General features: G+C 58.3%; 20 protein-coding genes. 9 read left to right on the top strand and 11 right to left on the bottom strand.

From position 1 onward, the window contains the following. Positions 1 to 44: 44 nt before the first annotated feature. On the bottom strand, positions 45 to 419 hold the full coding sequence (locus ORG26_RS09890; RefSeq protein ID WP_266368851.1) for a hypothetical protein: 375 nt from the start codon (positions 417 to 419) through the stop codon (positions 45 to 47). Positions 420 to 508: 89 nt separating this feature from the next. Continuing rightward, positions 509 to 1,789 carry a DUF5690 family protein gene (locus ORG26_RS09885; protein ID WP_266368850.1) on the bottom strand — a complete coding sequence of 427 codons (1,281 nt, stop codon included), beginning with the start codon at positions 1,787 to 1,789 and terminating at the stop codon, positions 509 to 511. A 187-nt stretch (positions 1,790 to 1,976) separates the two neighbouring features. Here ORG26_RS09885 and ORG26_RS09880 point away from each other — a divergent pair, with 187 nt between their 5' ends. Continuing rightward, entirely contained in the window at positions 1,977 to 3,119 is a 1,143-nt protein-coding gene (locus ORG26_RS09880; RefSeq protein WP_266368848.1) for a glycoside hydrolase family 5 protein, read from the top strand. 32 nt (positions 3,120 to 3,151) lie between these two features. Here the strand turns inward: ORG26_RS09880 and ORG26_RS09875 are convergent, their stop codons facing one another. From ORG26_RS09875 to ORG26_RS09855, 5 genes are all read right to left on the bottom strand, one after another. Then, positions 3,152 to 5,827 (bottom strand): phosphoesterase, encoded by a 2,676-nt coding sequence (locus tag ORG26_RS09875; protein WP_266368847.1) that lies wholly within the window; start codon positions 5,825 to 5,827, stop codon positions 3,152 to 3,154. Between the two features lie 139 nt (positions 5,828 to 5,966). After that, the gene (locus tag ORG26_RS09870; RefSeq protein WP_266368846.1) at positions 5,967 to 6,320 is read right to left on the bottom strand and encodes an SPW repeat domain-containing protein; all 354 of its coding nucleotides are present in this window, start codon (positions 6,318 to 6,320) and stop codon (positions 5,967 to 5,969) included. A gap of 227 nt (positions 6,321 to 6,547) precedes the next feature. Beyond that, the gene (locus ORG26_RS09865; RefSeq protein ID WP_266368844.1) at positions 6,548 to 7,498 is read right to left on the bottom strand and encodes a sugar phosphate isomerase/epimerase family protein; all 951 of its coding nucleotides are present in this window, start codon (positions 7,496 to 7,498) and stop codon (positions 6,548 to 6,550) included. A gap of 70 nt (positions 7,499 to 7,568) precedes the next feature. Beyond that, positions 7,569 to 8,015: a 3-oxoacyl-ACP synthase gene (locus ORG26_RS09860; protein WP_266368843.1), complete on the bottom strand. Its 447-nt coding sequence runs from the start codon at positions 8,013 to 8,015 to the stop codon at positions 7,569 to 7,571. Then, complete coding sequence (locus ORG26_RS09855) at positions 8,012 to 9,490, bottom strand: BNR-4 repeat-containing protein (RefSeq protein ID WP_266368841.1); 1,479 nt, start codon at positions 9,488 to 9,490, stop codon at positions 8,012 to 8,014. Before ORG26_RS09855 ends, ORG26_RS09860 begins: the two co-directional genes overlap by 4 nt. Before the next feature lie 122 nt (positions 9,491 to 9,612). Here ORG26_RS09855 and ORG26_RS09850 point away from each other — a divergent pair, with 122 nt between their 5' ends. After that, entirely contained in the window at positions 9,613 to 10,182 is a 570-nt protein-coding gene (locus ORG26_RS09850; RefSeq protein WP_266368840.1) for a DUF4136 domain-containing protein, read from the top strand. A gap of 59 nt (positions 10,183 to 10,241) precedes the next feature. On the opposite strand, the gene ORG26_RS09845 is transcribed toward ORG26_RS09850, so the two are convergent. Then, the gene (locus tag ORG26_RS09845) at positions 10,242 to 10,475 is read right to left on the bottom strand and encodes a hypothetical protein (protein WP_266368838.1); all 234 of its coding nucleotides are present in this window, start codon (positions 10,473 to 10,475) and stop codon (positions 10,242 to 10,244) included. A 185-nt stretch (positions 10,476 to 10,660) separates the two neighbouring features. On the opposite strand from ORG26_RS09845, the gene ORG26_RS09840 reads away from it, so the two are divergent. Beyond that, entirely contained in the window at positions 10,661 to 11,029 is a 369-nt protein-coding gene (locus tag ORG26_RS09840; protein ID WP_266368836.1) for a hypothetical protein, read from the top strand. 82 nt (positions 11,030 to 11,111) lie between these two features. Here ORG26_RS09840 and lysS read toward each other — a convergent pair whose 3' ends face one another. After that, the gene (lysS, locus tag ORG26_RS09835; protein WP_266368834.1) at positions 11,112 to 12,845 is read right to left on the bottom strand and encodes a lysine--tRNA ligase; all 1,734 of its coding nucleotides are present in this window, start codon (positions 12,843 to 12,845) and stop codon (positions 11,112 to 11,114) included. A gap of 280 nt (positions 12,846 to 13,125) precedes the next feature. On the opposite strand from lysS, the gene ORG26_RS09830 reads away from it, so the two are divergent. Continuing rightward, positions 13,126 to 13,986: an SPFH domain-containing protein gene (locus tag ORG26_RS09830; protein WP_266368832.1), complete on the top strand. Its 861-nt coding sequence runs from the start codon at positions 13,126 to 13,128 to the stop codon at positions 13,984 to 13,986. A 128-nt stretch (positions 13,987 to 14,114) separates the two neighbouring features. Further along, positions 14,115 to 14,327: a type II toxin-antitoxin system antitoxin gene (locus ORG26_RS09825; RefSeq protein ID WP_266368830.1), complete on the top strand. Its 213-nt coding sequence runs from the start codon at positions 14,115 to 14,117 to the stop codon at positions 14,325 to 14,327. Positions 14,328 to 14,365: 38 nt separating this feature from the next. Here ORG26_RS09825 and ORG26_RS09820 read toward each other — a convergent pair whose 3' ends face one another. Together ORG26_RS09820 and ORG26_RS09815 are read right to left on the bottom strand one after the other, a co-directional pair. Further along, positions 14,366 to 15,034: a hypothetical protein gene (locus tag ORG26_RS09820; protein WP_266368828.1), complete on the bottom strand. Its 669-nt coding sequence runs from the start codon at positions 15,032 to 15,034 to the stop codon at positions 14,366 to 14,368. Between the two features lie 343 nt (positions 15,035 to 15,377). Next, positions 15,378 to 16,151, bottom strand: a complete 774-nt coding sequence (locus ORG26_RS09815; RefSeq protein ID WP_266368826.1) for a type III pantothenate kinase — start codon at positions 16,149 to 16,151, stop codon at positions 15,378 to 15,380. Between the two features lie 366 nt (positions 16,152 to 16,517). On the opposite strand from ORG26_RS09815, the gene ORG26_RS09810 reads away from it, so the two are divergent. From ORG26_RS09810 to ORG26_RS09795, 4 genes are all read left to right on the top strand, one after another. Next, complete coding sequence (locus ORG26_RS09810) at positions 16,518 to 17,561, top strand: fasciclin domain-containing protein (protein WP_266368824.1); 1,044 nt, start codon at positions 16,518 to 16,520, stop codon at positions 17,559 to 17,561. Between the two features lie 134 nt (positions 17,562 to 17,695). Next, entirely contained in the window at positions 17,696 to 18,178 is a 483-nt protein-coding gene (locus ORG26_RS09805; RefSeq protein WP_266368823.1) for a Panacea domain-containing protein, read from the top strand. Continuing rightward, a complete protein-coding gene (locus ORG26_RS09800) occupies positions 18,165 to 18,530 on the top strand; it encodes a hypothetical protein (RefSeq protein ID WP_266368822.1) in 366 nt (121 codons plus the stop codon). Before ORG26_RS09805 ends, ORG26_RS09800 begins: the two co-directional genes overlap by 14 nt. A 44-nt stretch (positions 18,531 to 18,574) precedes the next feature. Beyond that, complete coding sequence (locus tag ORG26_RS09795; protein WP_266368820.1) at positions 18,575 to 19,567, top strand: DUF6624 domain-containing protein; 993 nt, start codon at positions 18,575 to 18,577, stop codon at positions 19,565 to 19,567. Position 19,568 lies beyond the last annotated feature (1 nt).

Genomic DNA, 19,568 nt, shown 5'->3' with positions numbered 1-19,568 from the left:
AAAAAGAATACGGGCCGGCCCTCGTCATGAAGGGCCGCAAAACCTCACTGCGGCGGATTCAGCAGCGAAGTGACCGAAAGAAAGGAGTAAAGCAACTGGTAACTGCTGATGAGCTTGCCAGTTGAAAGCACGGCAACGGCTGGCAACGTCAGTACACAATCCGTACCGAGCGGCAGGAAGCTGGGAGCCGTGAAATCAATGGAGGGAAGCTGCTGGTGCCCGTGGTTCGGATGCTTGTGATGTTCGGAAGAGGCGCCGTAATGCATCTTCAGGAAATCGAAAACGCTCAGGTCAGAAGTCTGGCGGGAATGGTCACGGTAGTGCTGCACCAGCTCGGCCATTTTGCCGGACTGATTGGGGCCAAACGCCGGGAAAAAGCTTCCCAGCAGGACAAGGCCACTCAGCAGAAGAAGAACCACAGCTTTCACGTCGTCAGTAAAATCTACCTGTAGCGAAGGTACACTTTTGCCGTTATAAACGTTCGCCTCCGGCTTAATTTGGAATTGAACTAAGTCGCCGCGACGGCCTCTTCCCGGTAAAGCCGGTATTTTTTTCGAAAATACCGGAAGGAAAACGCCACCAGCACCACATAAAGCGCCGCCATCCCGTAAGCGGCGTAGATGAAGAAGGACAGATAACTGATATTCGGCTGCCCGAAATTCTTGTACAGCAGCACGGCCACGCTGCCCAGGTAGCCGTACCAGTCGGCCAGCGTCACCATGAAGCCCACCGTACTGACGTACCGGAACGAAGCCACCAGCCGCTCGAAATAAAGCCCGTTGCAGGGCACATAGGCCATGTAAATCCCCATGCCCACCAGCGTGTACCAGACGCCCGGCGACAGCAGACCCTGCTGGTACGCCCACGTACTGAGGCCCACCAGCGCCCCGGCCAGCAGCATCAGGCCGTTGAGGTAACGAAACGCCCGAAAATTGTCTTTGACCACCTGCATCGACCCCATCATGACCAGCGTTCCCAGCGCAATCAGCGTCTCGGTCTGGGTGAATACGGCCGGATTGGTCAGTCCGGTCGCCCGCACGATTTCGGGGCCGAAATTGTCGCGGAAATCACGAAAGGCCGAAAGCAGGACGTACGACACGATCAGCAGTACCAGACCGGGCCGGAACGTCGCGATGAACGTCCGTCGCTCGTCCGCGTTCATCGGGCGGCGTTCGGTGCGCAGGGCGCGGTCTTCGTCGGTGGGCGGCGGCAGCAGGGTCAGCCCGTAGACCGACACCAGCAGCGGCAGCACAAACAGCGAGCCGGTTACGAAGGGGACCCAGAATTCGGAAACGCCCCACGAATCGCGGATGGTCAGCCCAACGGTTTTGACCAGCCCGGCGGCGAAGATGAACGAGGCGGTCAGGCCCGCCACCAGCGCGTCGGTCTGCCGTCGGCCTTCCAGAAAGCCCAGCATGATGCCATAGACCATGCCCAGCGGCATGCCGTTCAGAAACAGAAGCGGAATGTTCCAGGGAGCGGGCACCAGCGCGAAGCCCAGCAGCGCCAGCAGGGCGACGATCATCAGCCCGATCAGCGTGGCAGCCCGGCGGGCGGGCGTCAGTTCGGAGACAAAGCGGATGCCGAGGCCCTTCGAGGTGGCGTAGCCCAGCACCTGCGCCGTCACCAGCCAGATTTTGTAGTTGACTCCCGCAAAAACGAGCCCTTCAAAGGCCGTCGCTGTAATGCCCCGGCGGAAGGCGTTCATGCAGGCGTAGGTACAAAACGAGGCCGTCGCCCCGAAGAGGACAAACAGGACGGGATGACGGAGAAAACGCGGGGATGGCATACAGGTTTGGGAAATCGCAAAATCCCAAGTTAACGAAGAGAATTGATTCCGAAAGAAGTCCGGAAGGATTTTCGGTTTTGCCGGTCCGCCCGGCTTTGACGGACCCGCCCGGCGGTCGTGCCGCCGGGACTCACTTGGTATATCTCCCGGGATTTGCTCTTTTTGCAGAAACGAATCCATTTTGCGTATGCACCGTCGTTCATTTCTCAAAAATACCGGGCTCGCCGCCGCTACCGTTGCCGCGGCCGGGTCCTCGGCGCTGGCTTTGCCGGAACTGAAAAAGAAGAATAAAATTCCGCAGTGGAAAGGTTTTAACCTGCTCGATTTCTTTTCGCCCAGCCCGACCGGCGGGCGGCGGGGCACCACTGAAGAACACCTGAAATGGATCAGTGACTGGGGGTTCGACTTTGTCCGCCTGCCGATGGCGTACCCGCACTATCTCAAGTTCGACCGGAGCCGGAATATCAAGCCGGAAGAAGTGTATCAGATTGACGAACAGGCCGTAGACCGCATCGACGCCCTCGTGGACCTGGCTCACAAACACAACCTGCACGTCAGCCTGAACCTGCACCGTGCGCCGGGCTACTGCGTGAATGCGGGCTTTTACGAACCGTACAACCTCTGGACCGACCAGGCGGCCCTCGACGCTTTCACGTTCCACTGGAACATGTGGGCGAAGCGCTACAAAAACGTTTCGTCCAAAAAAATCAGCTTCGATCTGGTCAACGAGCCGAGCATGCGGGCCGACATGAACGACCAGCATTCCAAACGCAGTTCGGTGCCGGGCGAGGCGTATCGCCGGGTGGCCATCGCCGCTTCGGAGGCCATTCGAAAGGAAAATAAAAAACACCTGATCATCGCCGACGGCAACGACACCGGCTCCTCGGTCATTCCTGAAATCGCCGATCTGGACATTGCCCAGAGCTGCCGGGGCTACAATCCGGGTATTATTTCGCACTACAAAGCGCCCTGGGCCATGAAAGACCCCGACAACCTGCCCGAACCGAAATGGCCCGGACAGGTCGGCAACCAGTACCTCAGCCGCGAAATGCTCGAAAAATTCTACAAACCGTGGATCGAACTGGTCGAAAAAGGCGTGGGCGTCCACTGCGGCGAATGCGGCTGCTGGAACAAAACCCCGCATCCGGTGTTTCTGGCCTGGTTCGGCGACGTGCTGGACATTCTGTCGTCCAACGGCATTGGCTTTGCACTCTGGGAGTTCAGCGGCGACTTCGGCGTCCTCAACTCCAAACGGGCCGACGTGGCGTACGAGGACTGGTACGGCCAGAAACTCGACCGGAAGCTGCTCGAACTGATGCAGAAAGCCTAAAGCCGCTTTTCGGTTCAGCGGGAGGGGCGACGTCAATTTTCCTGCTGCCTGTAGTGCTCCGCCCGCTGTTCATCCGGATCGTCGAGCTTGGGTCCCTGCTGAATGGCTTTCCAGTCGAAGGTCTTTTTGTAAATGTCGAGCGCCTTCTGCGGATTGAAAACGCGCGGGTCGGGCAGCACGGCGGTGTAGGGCGTCAAATTGGGTTTATCCGTAAAGAAATCCTGCAGCAGCGAGGCCGTCACGTCGTACTGGTTCACGTACGGGAGGTTCAGCAGGTTGTACAGCATTTTCAGAATCGAGCCGAAATTGGCGTGGGTGCCCGACACATAACCCCGTTTGACATACGGTCCGGCCAGCATTAGCACCGAGCGGTGCGCGTCGATATGGTCCACGCCGCCCTGCGGGTCGTCTTCGGTGATGATGACGAGCATGTTTTTCCAGTATGGCGTCCGCGACAGAAAATGCAGAATGCGGCCCACGGCCAGATCGTTGTCGGCCATGTAGGAATGCAGGTACGGATAGCCAAAATCCGGCCGGGCACCCGCGCCGTGGTCGTTGGGAATGGCGACGGTCAGCAGCGGCGGCATAACACCTTTGCCGTTCAGCCATTTGTCCGTGAATTCTTTCTCAAACTGGTCCATCCGAAACTGGTCCGGCACGCTGGTATTGTAGCCGGCATAGTTGCGGGACGTGTGCGGAAAAAGCGCTTTAGGCATCGGAAACGACACCGGATGGGCCGTTCCGAAGGGCGTGTTGTGGTACTCCTCCGACGCCCCGGCGTATTCGTTGGCTTCGCCGAAGTTGTAAAATGAAATCTTGTTCCGTTCCAGATTTTCCCATAAACCGCCCGTTTCGTTGTAATCCTCGGGGTCGATGGCGCCGATGGTGCGCGGCATGCGGCGGCCGGGCACTTTCGAGAAAGCGTCGAACGTAGCGGGCGACGCGGCGTTGGCCTCCACCCATTCGTTCGGAATCGTCCCGACCATCCAGTGATGCCCGTGCACCGAGGCGTCCGAATCGCAGTAGAAATTGTCGGAAAACGCAAACTGCCGGGCAATGCGCAGGTGGTTGGGCATGATGTCGGCTGCCCGGAGCGTGTCGGTTTTGGTCGTTACGGTCACTTTTTCGCCGAAACGGGCCAGCGTGGGGTCGCCTTTTCCGCCGGTCAACTGGCCAAAAACCTCGTCGTACGTCCGGTTTTCCTTTGTAATGTAAACAATGTGTTTGATGGGGGATTTCCGCAGGCGGGGCAGGGGCGGCAGCGGGTTCTTCCCGTCGTCTTTGACCAGCACGGGCTGGTAGGTATTCGCCAGCACCTGTTTGGTGTAGCGGGCCAGCGCGGCGGCGTCCGGCACCGGAATCGTCTGGAACGTGCCGAGCTGAATGTCGCCGATGTAAGTTCCCTGCGGCGGTTTCACGAAGCCTTTCCCGCCGTTCGGTCCGGCCCCGTAGCCGCGGGCGGAGGCCACGTACAGCGTTCGGTTGTCGCGGGAAAGGGCCACGCGGGTCGGCCCCCAGCCGGTCGGAATCAGGCCGCGGACCCGGCGCGTCGGCACGTCCACCACCGCCACGGCATTGAAGGCCAGCAGGGCCACGTAGAGCGTTTTCTGGTCGTTGCTCAGGGTCAGGCCGAACGGCATCAGGCCCCGGTAACGGTCGAGGCGCGGGTCAATTTTCAGGGAAATGGTGCCGACGATCTGGTGCGTCCGGTAGTCAATGATGGAAATGTTGTCGTTGGTGGCGTTAGTGACGTAAGCGAAGCGGCTGCCGACGGCCACCGAGTTCGGGCTGGCCCCGCCGACGACCTCCGCCTCTTCGATCATTTCGCCGATCTGCACGCCGGTTTTGTGTTTGGCCAGCACCCGGTTTGTCGCCAGATCGATGGTCCAGACGCTCATCGCTTCGTCGTCGAGCGGGTCGCCCAGGCCGGGAATGCGGCGGCCTTCCACCTCCACGCCCTCGCGCGACTCTTTGGTGTGCGCGCCGTAGGCCGGAAATTTGAGCATCATTGTGTCCTTGTTGGTCGGCGTCACGCCCGGCACCAGCGGATATTCGTACAGCCCGACATGCGCCACAAACGCCAGTTTCCGGTCCGGGCTCAGGGCGATGCCGAACGGCTGCCGCCCGATGCTGACCGACGATTTGAGCTGCCGGGTGGCCAGATCGATGCGCACGAGCCGGAAGTTGGCGCGGTCCAGCACCAGCAGTTCATTCTGCGCCGGGTTGACGAGCAGGTCGGAGGTGAAGCTTTCGCCGTAGGTTACGCCGCCCAACGGCCCGTCCAGACTGATTTCGCCCGTTTTCTCCCGCTTCTGGACATCAAAAACGACCACTTTCCCTTTGTCGCCGTTGCTGAGGTAAGCGGTTTTTCCGTCCGTTGAAAAAGCGACGCCGAGAAAAGCGCCCCCGTCGACCGGCGATTTTTCCTTGCTGTTGTAAGGCGGCAGGCGCAGCGGGGCCGCGGCCCCGCCGAGGTCGAGCACCGTGATGGCGGCGTCGTGCAGGGTAATGGCCGTTTTTCCGTCCGGGGCGATGGCCAGCCCGAACGGGTCGTGGGAAATGCGGACCGTTTTGCCCGCCGGCGTCACAAACCGGCCGCTGGGCAGGACCGAGGCCGCCGCGGTGTCGATTTGGGCGTACCGGGCGCGGCCCGGCACCTGAAGCGTTTGGACGGTTTTCTGGGAATAAGCCGCGAATGGGAGCAGCAAAAAGCAGGATTTCAGGACAGAGGAAAGCACGGGTCGGACGGATGGATTTTGACGGATAAAATTGAGCCAAAATCTAGGAAATTCCGCCCGGCCCGCGTTACGATTTTGCTATTTTTTGCAAGCCTCCCGATGGCGGACGCTAGCGGCCCACCTGCGTTTTGGTCAGCAGCCCCGCCCCGATGGCAAAAGCCCCAAACAACAGGTGCGGCCATTTGACCCGTCGGGCAAAACCAAAGACGTACGGGGCCGCCAGGAACGCGACGCCCTGCGCAATATCGCCCGCCAGATGGCCCTCCATCGGAATCTTGCGGACGGCCCCCAGTTCGTAATCGGTAAACAGCGACGTGCCGAGGGCCGCCACCCCGATGCCTACGGGCACGTACGTAGCCGCCGTATCGTCGGCAAAACCAAAAAGCCAGGGGGAGGCCATAAAAGTAGCCCCGGCGGCGTAATCAATCACACCATGAACTTTTGTCGGAATGAAGCGTATCATAACGTTGGATGTTGAAGGTGAGAGAAAAGAGATTAGAGAAAGGAAACAGGAGATTAGAGAAAGGAAAAAAAGAGGAAGGCGATAAGATACTGGGGGGAAATCCAGGAGGCTGGTGGTGGGGCGGCAAGAGCCTTCGTCCCGGTCTACCTCGTGCCCTTTCTCTTTTCTCCTGTTTCTTTTCTCTAATCTCTTTTCTCTCTCACTAATCTCTTTCCCCCCGTTCTTGTTCAGCTTTTCACACTGGCCAGGGCTTTCATTTTGGCGAGGCCGGTTTTGGCGACCTGCAGGGCGTCCTGCGCGTAGTAGGTTTTGTTGAAGAGTTCGAGCGAAAGAACGATCTGTTTGCCGGGCGTACGGAGCGTATTCAGGATGGAGGCGATGGGCGCGGTGCCGTCGCCGGGGAAGACGCGGTCGGCATCGCCGATGGTTTCGCGGGGCGGGGCCGTTGGATAATCGTTCATGTGAAAGACCTCAATGGCCGGTTTGCCCACCAGCGGCAGCGTGCGGAGGTCGGAGCCGCCTTTGTAGAGGTGGTAAACGTCCAGCAGCAGCCGCGCGCCGGGGTGGCCGCTTTCGACGGCGATGTACATCACCTCACTGAGGCGGCTCAGGTTTTTAGAGAAGCCCCAGAGTTCGAGCTGGGGCATGACGCCCGTCTGCTCGCCCAGGTCCAGAATGGTCCGGTAGCGGTCGGCGATTTTTTTCAGTTCCAGAGCGGTTCCCTGCGTGGCTCCCATAGCCGGGGCGGCCACGCGTTTGCAGCCGATTTCGGCCAGCAGTTCCATTTCCCGCTTCAACTGGTCGAGGGCCTTGCTGCGAACGGCTTCGTCGTCCACAATCCACTGGGCGAACCCGATGGCGTCTTCCACTTTCAGGTTCAGATCGGCCAGCATCCGGCGGACTTCGCCCGTGCTGCTGCCCGCGCTGACGTATTTCTGCAAGGGGTCAATCCAGATTTCGACGCCGTTATAACCCGCTTTGGACGCTATTTCGAGTTCTTTGCGGAAACCCAGCTGCTGGCCGCGGATGGTGCTGGTGTTCAGACAAAACGAAAAGGCGGGGGTAGCTTCCGGAGCGGCGGCCTGCGCGGCGGCTTGAACGGGCAGGGCGGCGGCGGCCGCCAGGGCAGTGCCCAGGGCGGCAAGGGTCTGGCGACGGGTGGGTGAAAAGTCGGACATGGACGCTTTTTTCGGGAAAAAGAAAACGCCCGGACAGATTTACTTGATTGCCCGAACACTTGCTGCCCGGTTAGTGAACGGCCCGGATCTGATAAACGACGTTATTGAATGAGACCGAAGCGCCCGCCTTTCGGTGAGCCATCGCCGCGGCGATGGGCGAGGCGGGCGACACCAGAAAATAATCCCGCCCGTTCACAACGGCCTTCCCGATGCTCAGGGCAATGTAAAACGTGCCGCGGTCAGTCTCGACCAGGCTTCCCGGCTGGATGGTCTCCGTCTTTTTGTCGGGGTCGATGCGGGCGAGGTCGTCGCGCAGGCGCAGGGCTTCGGCCAGCAGCTGGGCGTGGCGGTCGCGTTCGAGCTGGGCCATGGCGCGTCCGGTTTCGTACTTATCGCCGGCGCTGCTTTTGGATTCTTCGTTGGCCGAGGCCTGGGCCGCTTCCATGGCCGTCCGGGCGGTTTCGATGCGCTGGGCGACGTAATGCTGACAGTACTGATAAAGCGATTCTTTGCTCATTTCGGTTCATTAGGGGTCTTCCGGACCGGTGTTGTGAAAACGGGGACAGGCTTTTCCAGATCGGCTTTCATGACGGTCGGCAACTGGAAGACCTGTCCCTGCTGATTGCAAAAGTACAAGCGGGAAGGCGAAACCTGGCGCGCGTTGCCGTCGGCCCAGAGCGCCACAAAGTCCGGATGGGCACCGACGGGGCGACGCGGGTAGGAATGGTTCCGTTCGCTGCCGGGCGTCAGGGACTTCACTTTCTGCCATGTCCTGCCCTGATCCCGGCTTTCGAGCATTGCCAGCCCGCCGCCCGTGCCGAAGGGCTGCCCACCGGGTTCGAGCGGACCGATGATGCGCCAGAGTCCACCCTCAACGTACAGCGAGCCCATGTCGTAATTGTGGTCCGATTGGGCAACCTCCCGGATTTCCCATTGCCGACCGTTCCACCAGGCGGTGTTCCACTGGTAAGGGCCGTTCTCCGGGCCGGGTTCGGGGCCTTTGCTGGTCAGGTAAAACAGGATGGGCCGACCCTGCCCGTCGTAGGCCACGTCGTTGATGTAGACGTTTTTGCCTTCGCTTTTGTACTCTTTCACGAGAGCCGGATGGGCCGGGTCACGCAGGGGAAGGGCCACGGTCTGGCCCCCGGCCGTCTTCCAGGTTTTGCCGAAGTCGCCCGTTTCGAGGTAATACAGGTTGGTCCGGTAGTCGAGGCCGCTGCCTTTCTGGGTGTTGGGGTGATAATTGAAGGCCGTGCCGATCTTGTTGCGCCACTGCCCGCTGGTCTGGTAATGCCCTTCTTCGATGGTGCCCAGGTCCTGCCAGGCCGACCACGTTTGGCCGTCCGGGCTGGTGATGAAGCTCATGGTCCGCCGGGGTTTATTCGCTCCGTAGACCAGCACGCCCCGGTCGTAATGGGTCATCAGGTTCAGAAAGCCCCGACCGGGTTGGTAGTAGCTCTGCACATACGAGAAATTGTCGAAAGGCACCGGCCTGCCCGCTTCGTCGAGGCGGGTGGCGGCCACGGGGTCGAAGGCGTCGATGCCGTAGGGCTGGCGGCTGCGGTGGATAAAGGAAGGTCGTTCGGTACCGTGGGAGGTCGAGAAAATCCAGATGTAGCCCCGGTCGTCGAGCTGGATGATCGGGTTGTCGTGGGCGTCGTCCGTCTGTTTGTCGAGCAGCAGCGTGGGGCGGGAAACCTGGCCGGTGCGGTGGTCATAAAACCCGACGAAGTGGCAGAGCTTCTGAGTTGTCGAATCCAGAACGCCGCCGTAGCAGAAGAACGTTTTCCGGACGGCCGGGGCGTAGACCGAGAAAGGGTAGTGATTGGCCGGATACGTGCCCAGTCCGCCGCTGTATTTGTGGGCGTAGGCGTTCCCCGTTTTACCAATAAAATACCAGATTCCGTTGTAGCCGGATGCTTTCGGATTCAGGGTCGTCTGTGAAAGAGCGACGGCGGGCAGGAGGAGCAGAAACAGAAGTCGGACGAACATAAGAAAGCCTTTGCCCTCTTAAAGTCGGCTCCAAATGCTTGCTACTGACCCGAAAGGTAGGGCCGTTTGCAAACCTTCGCCCGTTCCGGTGGTTTTTTCAGCAGGTACAATGTCGAAACGAGATGAGAAAGAGCCTGTTGCTGGTGACATTTGTCGCCTTTTTCTGGAACTGTTCCCGCGTGGCGGTGGACTACAACAAGAATGTGAATTTTGATAAGTATAAAACGTACGCCTTGATGGATTCCGATGTTCAGGCCGGTAAAAACCCGTTGTATTACAGCGACCTGGCAACGCAGAACGTGGAGAACGCCGTCACGACGGTGCTGAAGGAGAAAGGCTTGCAGGAAAGCAACCGCCGCCCGGACCTGCTGATCGGCTACCATTTTTTCGTGGAAAAGAAAACCCGGACGGTGCAGGACCCGTACCCGCTCTACGGCCCGTATTACGGCTGGGGGCGATGGGGCTACCGGGGCTGGGCACCCACCTGGTACGGCTGGGGTGGCCCGCAGACCCGGACCGAACAATACAACGAAGGCACCGTGGTGGTTGACCTGGTCGATGCCCGGACGCGCAGGTTGGTCTGGCGGGGTTCCGTCGAAGAGGCGGTAACCGATCCGGCCCGCATCACGACGAAGCTGACCAAGGATGTCCGGAAGATTCTGGAAAGGTACCCGGACCGGGAAAAATCGTAATAAAGAAGGCCAGCCCCCAGAGGCTGGCCTTCTTTATGAAAGCTCCTTTGCGGAGTTGATTAGTTTTCGGTTTCGGCGGCGTCTTCGCCGGTGGTCGCGGCCAGGATTTCGATCTGTTCAAAATCGGCCGGCACGTCCAGTTCGTTTTCGTGAGTCCGTCTGGAAATCAGTTCGTTGCTCAGCGTCCGGTCATACATCTGGCCCAGTTCGGGCAGTACGCCCATGGTATTGTGCATGGCACGGGAGGCGTAGGATTCGCGGCTTTGCTTATGCAGTTTGCGGGTAATGCTCATGGTCGTAGGGATTTTCGTTTTGTCTGATGCAATATTACCAGCGCCGCCGGGCCGCCTGAATGCTTGGAATCAGCCTTTTAGGTGACTTTGCTCACGTGTAGAACCGCTTTTTGGGGCCGGTCGGGACCAACATTTCCGCGGACAGACCGGTTATCCTACTGAACCAATAGTGATTCAACGCACGTATGAAGATTGACGTAGAAAAAGGAGCCGATAAACCGTTCCTGCCCGACGGGCGGCACGAAGTCGAGATTACTGATATTCAGGAAGGTTCCAGCGAGTATAAGGATGTGCCTTTCTTTGCCTGCCGCTTCGAAAATGAAGACGGTTTTGTAAACCAGCGGTTCTACCTGTCTGGTCCGGGAATGCCCATTCTGATGGGACTGTTCAAGGCCGTAGGCATCGAAGCGGAAGAAGGCAAGCAACTGGATACCAAGCAGTTGCTGCACAAAAAAGTATCCATCGAAGTAGGCGAGCGCAGCTACGAAGCCCCCGAAACCGGCAACGAACGGACCCTCAAGCAAGCCTATGGCTTTCAGCCAGTTAGGAGTTAAAAGTTAAGAGTTAAAAGTAGGCTCCGCCGGGTCAGTAACCTGAATCAGCGGAGCCTTACTTTTAACTCTTAACTTTTAACTTTTAACTATTTCCGGTCCACGCCTTCACCTCTTCCAGCTTCGGCATGGGGGCGTCGATTTTCAGTTTTTTGCGCATGCCGCCGAGGTCGTTGAAGATCTTGTTGGCGTTGGCTCCGTCCAGTTGATTGACCTGCGTGAAGCCCATTTTCTGCAAAGCGGGCACCCAAACGGCCGGAACGCCCTTCGCTTCGTAATCGGCTTCGGCAGACGCTTCCACTTTCTTTTCCGGGCGCATCTGCGGGAAAAACAGCACGTCCTGAATCGAGGCCGAATTGGTCATGATCATCGACAGGCGGTCGATGCCCAGCCCGACGCCGGCGGTGGGCGGCATGCCGTATTCCAGGGCGCGGAGGAAGTCTTCGTCCATCGCCATCGCTTCTTCGTCGCCGCGTTTGGCGAGTTCGAGCTGTTCTTCAAAACGGGCGCGCTGGTCCAGCGGGTCGTTCAGCTCGGAGTAGGCGTTGGCGATTTCTTTTCCGTTGCAGATGGCTTCGAAGCGCTCCACCAGACCTGCTTTGCTGCGGTGCTTTTTGGTCAGCGGCGACATTTCGACCGGGTAATCCGTGATGAAGGTCGGTTGAATCAGGTTCGGTTCGCAGGCTTCGCCGAAGAGTTCGTCTATGAGCTTCGACTTGCCCATGGTGCTGTCGGTCTGGATGCCGCGGCTTTCGGCCACCTTCCGGAGTTCGTCTTCGCCCATGTCCGACACGTCTACGCCCGTAAATTCCTGAATGGCTTCAAACATCGTCAGGCGTTTCCAGGGGCGCTGGAAATTGATGACGTTCGGGCCGACGGGCACTTCCGTGGTGCCGTGCAGATCGAGCGCAATTTTTTCGACCATTTCCTCGATGAGGTCCATCATCCAGTTGTAGTCCTTGTAGGCCACGTACAGTTCCACCTGCGTAAATTCCGGGTTGTGGAAGCGGCTCATGCCCTCGTTGCGGAAGTCTTTCGCAAACTCGAAAACCCCGTCGTAGCCGCCCACGATGAGACGTTTCAGGTACAGCTCGTTGGCGATCCGCAGGTACAGCCGCATGTCGAGCGTGTTGTGGTGCGTCATGAACGGCCGCGCCGCCGCCCCGCCGTGAATCGGCTGGAGAATCGGCGTTTCGACTTCCAGATATCCCCGGTCGCCGAGGAAACTCCGGATGGAGTTGACCAGCTTGGTCCGTTTGACGAACGTTTCGCGCACCTGCGGATTCACGATCAGGTCCACGTACCGCTGGCGGTAGCGCTGCTCGGGGTCCGAGAAAGCGTCGTAGACGTGCTTGTTCCCCTGTTCGTCCACCACTTCCTTCGCCACGGGCAACGGCCGCAGCGATTTGGTCAGCAGCTTGAACTCCGTGACGTGGACGGAGATTTCGCCGGTCTGCGTCGTGAAGACGTACCCTTTGACGCCGATGATGTCGCCGATGTCGAGCAGCTTCTTGAAAACCGTGTTGTACAGCGTTTTGTCCTCATCGGGGCAGAGGTCGTCGCGGCGGAAATACAGCTGAATTCGGCCGGTGGCGTCCTGCAGCTCGGCAAACGAGGCGCTGCCCATGATCCGGAAGCTCATCAGCCGCCCGGCAAGGGAAATGCTTTTATAATTGGTCTTGTCGCGTTCGTAATTCCTGTGGATGTCGTCGGCCGTCGCGTTGACCTCGAACAATTCGGCGGGGTACGGGTCAATGCCCATCCGCATCAGTTCCTCGCGCTTGTTGCGCCGGATAATTTCCTGTTCGCTCAGTAGCATAACTTGGCGTTTGCTTGTGTCGCAGAGGGGAACGGAGGTAAAAGGAAGTAAGCGGAGAATCCGGAAAGCTCCGCTAAGCGCTGCTTTTCTCTGCCAGGCCCTGCGAGACAACTCTTTTTATTCCGCAAAAGTAACAAAACCAACGGTTCAAACCGCTACCTGCTTTTAAAAGCCGTTCGGCCTGACCTCGTTCCGTTTGTAAAATCAGGGGTTACAGTCCTTGCCGGATACGCAGGAAACCGCTACTATTGTGCTATCAAAATGATATCAAACCCCAACCATGAAAGAAAAAATTCTGACCTCTATTTCCGGCTATATTTTTCTGCTCATAGCCGTGCTGCTGCTGGCCTTTGCGATCTTTTCGCTGGCGAATCATACCACCTTTGGCATCTGGACACCCGTTATTTCCGGATTCATCTCCCTGGTGCTCTTCGCCGGTCTGGCGGTCATCAACCCCAACGAAGGCGTGGTTACCACGTTTTTCGGCGATTACATGGGCACGATGAAACAAACGGGCCTGCGCTGGGTGAACCCCCTGTACAGCAAGCGGAAAATCAGCCTCCGCGCCCGCAACCTGAACGGCCATACGCTGAAGGTGAACGACAAAATGGGCAATCCGATCGAGATTGCGGCCGTGGTGGTCTGGCGCGTGGTCGATACGGCCAAAGCGCTGTTTGAAGTCGATGACTACCAGCTGTTTGTCCAGATTCAGTCCGAGGCGGCCGTCCGGCATCTGGCGAGCACCAACGCCTACGACAACATGGAGGACGAAGAAGCCGGCGTGACCCTGCGCGACAGCACCGGTCAGATCAACGTGCTGCTGGAAGAAGAACTGAACGAGCGCCTCGTCCGGGCCGGGGTGGACGTCATTGAAGCCCGCATCAGTCACCTGGCCTACGCGCCCGAAATTGCCGGAGCCATGCTGCAGCGCCAGCAGGCCACGGCCGTGGTGGCCGCCCGGAAGCAGATCGTGGACGGAGCCGTCGGCATGGTCGAAATGGCGCTGGCCCGACTGGCCGAAAAAGAGGTGGTGACCCTGGACGAAGAGCGGAAAGCCTCAATGGTCAGCAACCTGCTGGTCGTCCTCTGCGGCGAAAAGAACGTAAGCCCCGTCGTGAATGCAGGCTCTTTGTACAATTAAGAGTTAAGAGCGGTCCGCCGCCGCGGTTGGCTTCGCTTAACCAGTTATCCTGAATAAGCGAAGCCAACCGCGGCGGCGGACCGCTCTTAACTCTCAATTCTTAACTCATAACTCATAACTCTTTTGTTATGGCTGAGAAGAAGCCCTTTGTCCTCCGAATCAATCCCGAGACGCTGAAGGAACTCGAAAGCTGGGCGCAGGAGGAGTTTCGGAGTGTAAACGGACAGATTGAGTACCTGTTGCACGAAGCCCTCCGCAAACGAAAACGAGGAAAGAGCGACGCGCCGGATTCGGGAGAGGTCAGACCCGCGGGCGATCAAAAAAAGAACGCACAGCCGTAGCCGTGCGTCTCCTCCTCTCCAATCCAACCCCACGGTCTTTATTCGCCGGAGATGCCCCGCCGCTGCTGTTCTTCCTGCAGAGCGGTGTCCTCCATCAGCGCATTATATCGTACAAGCAGCATCAGCCGCGTCGTCGTCGAGTTTGTATCCAGCTGGTGCGACCGGATGTATTGCCGGATTTGCGAACCCATTTTCCCCGCCATCAGGGTGGGAAGCACATCCTGCTGAAACTGGTCCATTTTGACAAATCCGCCCGGAGTCTGCACCACGTAATCGAAATTGTCGTCGTCCTGCAGCAGACCCGTATCCGAGCCGTACTGCTGCGGGCGGTTCACCCGGAACAGGTCGCGGGCCGTGCGCAGCCGCCGGTAAATGGCAAACGGGCCTTCGGCTACTTTCTCAACCAGGACCGGACGCATGCGCGTGGCCTGTACCGGGTACTCCAGCGTGACAAAATGCCGGAGCATGTTATTCTGCATGTCGTAAAAGTCGAAAGCCGCCACCTGCTGGGCCGAAAAAGCCCGTGTCCGTCCGCCTTGTCTTACCTGAACTACCTCTGCCTTCCAGTTATAATTAATAGCTCCTTCGAGTACCTGATTATTCTGAAGGACCAGCCGTCCCTGATTCCAGTTGTCCTGTGCTTTTGTCCGGGTCGGGGCCAGCAAGCCTCCGATCATTAACCCCACTACCGTAACCCACGTTTTCATTTTCACTTTCCGAAAGAAGTTCAAAACCAGTTCCTCTGCCGGGTTTAGGATGACACTTCCGGAAGCTATTGTTCCGGCCTGTCTGTAAAAGGTGTTTCGAAAAAATGTGCCAGATAAATTTTCGGCGGACAAAAAACTGGAAATGCCTTGCCAACGGCCCCGTATTGGGCTTTGGCGGGATTAAATTGGCTTACGGAAAGGCTATCTGAGAGCCAGAAAGCGGAATGAGGACTACTTTGGCTGAAAGAAAGATACTATGTTGATTGTCAGTTTGTTGTTCTTCGGGGAAGCGATGCCCCAGTCTGAGTAACCGCTGCGTCACGTAGGGGTCGCAAAGGCAGTTTCAGGGCTTTTGCTCTGCCAGTTTCCCGATGGCGAGCAGGCCGTCGAGGGTAAGGCCGGGGCGGAGGGCGTCAAAATCCGGGTGCAGGGTCGGAATGGCCGAAACCAGCCCGCCCGTGCCGATTACGAAGCAGTCGCCGTCCAGTTCTGCCCGGATGCGGCCAACCAGCGAGCGCACCAGTCCTTCGTAGCCCAGCACCACCCCCGCCTGAATCGCTTCTGTGGTATTTTTCCCCAGTGCCGACCGGGGCATCTCCAGCGGCACCTCCGGCAGCTGGGCCGTATTGGCAAACAGCGACCGCACGGCCGTCCGCAGGCCCGGCGTAATGGCCACGCCCAGAATCTCGCCCGAAGCCGAAACGGTCGTAAAGGAAAGCGCCGTCCCAAAATCGACCACCACACAATTCCGTTTGAAAAGCGTGAAGGCGGCCATCGCGTTGGCGACGAGGTCCGTGCCAATCTCGTACGGGCGAAGCACCACCAGCGGCAGAAGCGGATAAATGGCCGGGCCAACGATTACGGGCTCCTCGCCGGTCAGCGTCAGCAGCATGGTCCGGAGCACGGGCGTCAGGTCGGGAACGACGCTGCTCAGCACCGTCTGCCCGATGCCGTGGGCCGAAATGCCGGCTTCCAGCAGCCAGAGCCGAAGTTTCTGCTCGTAATGGGCCGACGGTTCGCCGGGCAGGGAACGGGTGCGCCAGGTATGCAGCCACTGTTGCCCGTCGTGCAGGCCAAAAACCGTATCCGTGTTACCGGCGTCGAGAACTAAGCGCATAGAGTCATTCGGTGCAAGGCTCCCGGAGCCTTTCGGGCAAAAAAGTACCGGACTACGCATCCGGCATGCAATATTACCGGATAAGCAGACACAAAAAAAAGCGCCGCCCCGAAAACTCGCCCGTTCGCCCTTTCCCCGCTGTGATTTTCCCGTTTCGGTAGGCCGGATTCCGTCAGCGCCCGCTCCGCAGACAGGCGGCTTTCGCCCGTAAAAATACTCATCCGGAAGCGCCTTTCTGACGAAGTAAAAATTTTGTAACTTTTTTTGAAAAAATATAACTATATACGTCAAACATGCCTGACAAGCAATGGTTTATGGATATGTCTGCTCCCGCAGACGATCATCTAAACAACCATTTCATCCACCATGAAAAAGTTCTTTTTCTTCCCCGCCCTACTCAATGCGGCGCTGGTTTCTCTGTCTATCTTTCTGGTCGTAAGCTGTCAGCAGTCCGAGCGCAGCGTGAGTCCCACCGCCGACGATGCCCGGCCCAGCGGCGCGCGCATGGCGACCCAGACCATTCTTCAGATTGCCGCTTCCAATCCGGATTTCAGTGCCCTGGCGGCGGCCGTTGTCAAAACCGGTCTGACGGATGCCGTGGGGAATCCGGCGGCCAGCCTGACGGTTTTTGCGCCGACCAACGCCGCCTTTGCCCAGTTGTCGGCCCCGTTCAACAACGCCGCCAATATTTCCGCCATTACCAGTCCGGCCCTGATCGACGCCCTGCGCGGCATTCTGCTCTATCACGTGCTCGGCTCGGAAGTCAAATTTGCCCAGGTGCCGAACGGACCGCTGGCCGTGGCGACGCTCCGGACGCGCGGCAGCCGGAACGACAACACGATTTACCTCTTCAAACGGGTGGGGAAGCAACTGTTCATCAACGGCAATTCGCAGGTGATTGCGCCCGATGTAGATGCCACCAACGGCGTCATTCACGTCATTGACCGGGTGCTGTTGCCGCCGAGCCAGACCATTGCGGAGATCGCCATCGGCAATCCGGCCTTTTCGGCGCTGGTAGCGGCCCTGGTGAAAACGAACCTGGCCGGGGTCTTCACCGGGGAAGGCGATTTCACGGTCTTTGCCCCGACCAACGCCGCTTTTGCCCAACTACCGGCTCCGTTCAACAACGCCCAGAACATCAGCGGTATCGCCGATCCGGCCCAGATCGCCGCGCTTTCCAACATCCTGCGGTATCACGTGCTCGGCGCGCGGGTCTTCTCGCCTGCCTTTGGACTACCGACTGAACAGAGTACCCTGGCCGATGGCGGAGCTACACTGCTGACGGTGCCGGGCATGCCCCTCGGACGCGTAAAAGGAGATGCCAACCCGACGTTCTCCAACGTGGCGGCGGGCAATTTGCTGGCGACCAACGGCGTGATTCACGTCATCGATCAGGTTTTATTGCCGTAAATTAACTGTTTCCTGATCTGAAAAGAGCCCGGCCACTGACCGGGCTCTTTCTGTATGGAAATGAGGGTGTAAGATTGTATCTTTACTCTTGATTTTCAGTAAACAACTCATCCTTCCTCTGAAGCAAACGACCGATGTATCCGGCACTTGACATAGCTACGCAATTCATCAATAAATCCATTGCCGCCGGCAAGCCGGTGACACCGATGAAGTTGCAGAAACTCATTTACCTGGCCCACGGCCTCCACCTCGCCCGGCACGACAAACCGCTGATTCGCGAACGGGTACAGGCCTGGTCCTACGGGCCGGTGATTCCCGAAATCTACGGCCGGTTCAAGAAGTGGGGCAACAACCCGATTACCACGCCCATCCCGACCTTCGACGACGTGAACGAGACCCCGCTGGACCCGGACGCGCAGGACACCATCGACTTCGCCTGGGACATTGCCAAGGACTTCAACGCGATTCAACTGTCAAACTGGACCCATATCGAAGGCTCGCCCTGGTACCGGTCGGTAAGCCGCAACGAAAGCGGCGTGATGGAACAGGAAGTGATCGACAATGACCTCATCAAAGAATACTTCAACGAAATCATCAGACGGGATGTCGGAGCGTGACGAGAGCGAGCGGGCCAAAGAAACCATCCGGCGTCTGATTGAATCTTCCTCCTCCGACCCCCGCAACAGCGGACTGTCGCGCAACGAGTACGACTCGTACACGGAGGAGGAACGGCGCGCCCGGCTGGCCAGTTTCGTGCAGGATACGCAGGAACGCAAGCGGTTTGCCCAGTGGATTTTCTGGATGGTCGTGGGCTGGCTGGTGGTCATTCTCGGCATCATCATCGCCGAAGGGCTGCATCTCCTCGACATCCCGCAGGCGGTTACGCTGGGCCTGATCGGCTCCACGACGGTCAACGTGACGGCGTTTTTCGTCATTGTGACGAAGTATCTGTTTCCGGGGAAATCCTGACAGATGAATTGCAACAAAACGCAGTTCAGTAACCAATAGCCCACATGAGGCTTCTACGGACTCTTCTGACCCTCTTTGCCTTTTCGCCGCACTTACTCCAGGCCCAGACGACTTACGCCACGGGGGATAAAGCCTACATTACTGCGGTTGAAAAGGCATTCATGGCCTTAAAAAACAAAGACTGCCGAGCCTGCCTGCGGGAGTATGAACGGGCGTTTGCTATTTCCCAAAAAAGTGCGTTAAGTCTGCTGCGGGCGGCCACCTGCGCCTACGGATGCGAGGAAATGGACCTGGCCAGGGCGTTTGTCCATCGGGCCGTAACGGCGGATGTCGAAGCAGCGGATGAAATCTGGGCTGACTTGACCGAGTATCCCGAATTGGCAACGTTTCGGCAGGGGCAAATGCAGGAGATCATCACGGAGGAATTGCAAAATGCTTTTCACAGGTATGGGTTCAACGCTGCGCTCCGTCAGAGGCTTGTGACTATCTATGAGCAGGACCAACGACCCCGGCAACAACTGGATTCTGTCAGTAAGGTATACGGTTGGGATTCCCCGGAAACCCGGATGGTGGTGAAGAAAATGGCCGAAACAGATTCGGTCAACCTCCCGGAAATAGAAACAATCATCCAAAAACATGGGTACCCGGGGAAAAGCAAAGTAGGCGAGCGAATGTCGGAAACGGCCTGGCTGGTTATTCAGCATGCGCCTTTGGCGGTTCAGGAGAAGTACCTGCCTGTTTTACAGAAGGCCGCTGATAAGGGCGAATTGAGCCGATCTTCCTTAGCCTTGCTTATTGACCGTGTGCGTTTAGGTAGGGGGCAAAAGCAGCTGTATGGGTCACAAGTTACCGGGGATGAGAAGGGTAATATGTGGTTGGCACCCATTGAGGACGAAGCCAATGTCAACAAGCGCCGCGCGTCAGTGGGCCTTGAGCCGATCGAAGACTATGCAAAGCAGTTTAATATCGACTATAAAGCACCCGCTACAAAAAAAGCCCGACCTAACCGGCCGGGCTCTCGTATGTCGAAGATGTAAC

It is taken from the genome of Tellurirhabdus rosea, assembly GCF_026278345.1.
In the GTDB taxonomy this organism is placed as follows: domain Bacteria; phylum Bacteroidota; class Bacteroidia; order Cytophagales; family Spirosomataceae; genus Tellurirhabdus; species Tellurirhabdus rosea.
This window is presented reverse-complemented; position numbering and strand designations above follow the sequence as displayed.